Source organism: Actinomycetota bacterium, from assembly GCA_005774595.1.
Taxonomy (GTDB): Bacteria; Actinomycetota; Coriobacteriia; order Anaerosomatales; family D1FN1-002; genus D1FN1-002.
This window is the reverse complement of sequence record VAUM01000326.1, coordinates 1-2,101: the sequence shown is the minus strand read 5'-3', so window position 1 is coordinate 2,101 and position 2,101 is coordinate 1. Positions and strand designations below refer to the sequence as shown.

General features: G+C 69.1%; 1 protein-coding gene. It reads left to right on the top strand.

Annotation, left to right across the window (positions count from 1 at the left end; genetic code table 11):
* Nucleotides 1–2,101: hypothetical protein (locus tag FDZ70_09690; protein TLM69553.1), on the top strand; the 2,101-nt coding region annotated here is incomplete at both ends.

Genomic DNA, 2,101 nt, shown 5'->3' with positions numbered 1-2,101 from the left:
CGTTCGACGTCTACGTGGACGCGACCGCGCCCGACTCGAGCGACGACGCGCCCGCCGGATGGGTCAACGGCCCGGTCGACGTCACGCTCTCGCGCGTCGACACCCTGTCGGGCCCGGCGGACACGTACTACGTGCTGAACGCCGGCGCGCCCGCGCTGTACGGCGCACCGGTCCACGTCACGCTCGAGGGCACCAACACCCTCGCCTACTGGTCGACCGACGCGGTCGGCAACGTGGAGCCGACGCGCACGGCGCTCGTGCGGATCGACGACAGCGCCCCCGTCACGACGTGCACCGTGCAGACCTCGTACACGGGGACCGCGACCATCACGCTCGTACGCTCGGACGCCTACTCCGGCGCCGCGCACACCTACTGGAGCCTGGACGGCGCCGCGGCGGTCGAGGGGACGTCGGTCACGACGACGCTCGGTGGCGTCCACACCCTCGAGTTCCGCTCGGTCGACGCGATCGGCAACAGCGAGACGACCAAGAGCGTCTCGTTCGACGTGCTGCAGCGCTTCGACCACACCGACCCCGCGATCTTCTACGACGGCAGCCAGTGGGCGACGTCGACCAACGCCGCGTACCACGGCGGCACGATCAGGTATGCCACTACCGGCAACCCGCGTGCGGTCTTCATGTTCCGCGGCACCGGTTTCGACTGGATCGCCTACCGCAACACGGCCTATGGAATCGCCACGATCACGGTCGACGGCTCCGTCGTCACCACCGACCTGTACTCCCCCACCGTGGTCTACAAGTCCATCGTGTATCGGACCCGCAGCCTGGCGGACACCACCCACACGGTGGTCATCGAGCGCACCGGCTCCAAGAACGCGTCGGCGAGCGCCGCCAACGTCGACATCGACGCGATCGACCTCGTCGGCCAGTTCGTGACGGACACCTTCGCGCCCGTCACCACGCACGCCGCCGAGACCGAATGGTCCTCGACGCCCGTGACCGTGACCCTGTCCGCGAGCGACACGGGCGTCGGCGTCCGGAACACCTACTACCGCATCGGTGCAGGCTCGCAGACGACCTACACCGCGCCGTTCTCCGTGTCGGTGCCCGGCACCGCGACCGTCGCGTACTGGTCGGTCGACAAGCGCGGCAACATCGAGTCCGAGAACTCCCTCGAGACCCGCTACGACTCGAACGCGCCGACCACGACCCCCGAGTACCCGGGCGGCTGGGTCGCAGGGTCCGCCACGGTCACGCTGACCGCGACCGACGAGCACTCGGGCGTCGCGAGCACGTACTACCGGATCGGCGCAGGTGCGGACACCACCTACACCGCGCCGTTCGCCATCACCGACGAGGGCACGACGACCGTCGCCTTCTGGTCGACGGACGCTGTCGGCCGCGTCGAGGCGGAACAGACGCTCGACGTCCACGTGGACGCAAGCGCTCCCGTCACCGGTGACGACGCCCCGACCGGATGGGCCAAGGGCCCGGTGGCAGTGCACCTGACACCGACCGACGCGTACTCCGGCATCGGCACGACGTACTACACGCTCAACGGCGGAGCACCCGAGGTGTACGGCGGGCAGATAGACGTGACCCTCGAGGGCACGAACACCGTCGTCTACTGGGCCGTCGACAACGTCGGCAACACCGAGGCCACCCACTCGGCCGGCTTCCGCGTCGACTCGACCGCGCCACTCACCACGAGCAACGCGCTCGCCTCGTACGCCGAGTCCGCCTCGATCTCGCTGACCGCGACCGACACGGGCTCCGCGGTGGCGCACACCTACTGGAGCCTCGACGGCGGGACCTGGACCGAGGGCACGACGATGACCACCTCGGCAGGCGGTACCCACCAGCTGCGGTTCTACTCGGTGGACAGCGTCGGCAACGTCGAGACCACGAAGACAGCCGTCTTCGACGTCCTCGTGCGCTACGACCATACGAACTCAGCGATCGTCTACGAGGGCAGCTCGTGGGCCACCTCGTCGAGCGGCTTCCACTACGGCGGCAGCATCCGGTACGCGAACGGGCTGCCCGCCAAGGCGACCTTCATGTTCGACGGCACGGGATTCGACTGGGTCGCGTTCCGCACGACCAGCTACGGCATCGCCACGGTCACGGTCGACGGCAGCTC